Genomic DNA, 621 nt, shown 5'->3' with positions numbered 1-621 from the left:
AGATAGAAACGTTTTATGATGTCAAAATCAATAATCGCAGCAATCATTTCGAAGTCAATGGTGACGGCCGCAGTTTAAAAAAAGCAAAAAACCTTATACAGACACTTTACAACGTGGCCGGCCATGAAGTTTTATCACCCGCATCGGTACAACTCTATCTGAATGACAATATTGAGGAACAATCTGCTGTGGTGCAAACGGGTTCCGTGGAGGATGCCGGGGGTTATGATTCACGGCATAAAAAAAATCGCGGAAAAATTACCGGCCGCGGCAAGAGCCAGCAACAGTATCTTCAGCAGATCACCGACAATGATCTTACCATTGGTGTCGGCCCGGCCGGTACCGGTAAAACCTATCTGGCCGTAGCCTGTGCCGTCGAGGCCCTGGAAACGGACCAGGTCCATCGTCTGATACTGGTTCGTCCCGCGGTTGAAGCAGGTGAACGGCTGGGCTTTCTGCCGGGCGACCTGGTACAGAAGATCGACCCTTATCTGCGACCGATGTACGACGCGCTGTTCGAGATGATGGGACAGCAAAAAGTCGCTAAATGCCTGGAGCGGAATATTATTGAAATTGCGCCGCTTGCCTATATGCGTGGACGTACACTTAATGATTCCTTTA

Annotated in this window: 1 protein-coding gene; it reads left to right on the top strand. The window is 49.4% G+C overall.

From position 1 onward, the window contains the following. Positions 1-621 (top strand): PhoH family protein (locus tag ACQY6F_RS18980; RefSeq protein WP_428776683.1); only part of this gene is annotated, 621 nt, incomplete at both ends.

Origin of the sequence: Vibrio sp. (assembly GCF_050299255.1) — a bacterium.
In the GTDB taxonomy this organism is placed as follows: Bacteria; Pseudomonadota; Gammaproteobacteria; order Enterobacterales; family Vibrionaceae; genus Vibrio.
Note: the sequence above shows the minus strand (reverse complement) of the source record. Positions and strands in the feature narration are given on the sequence as shown.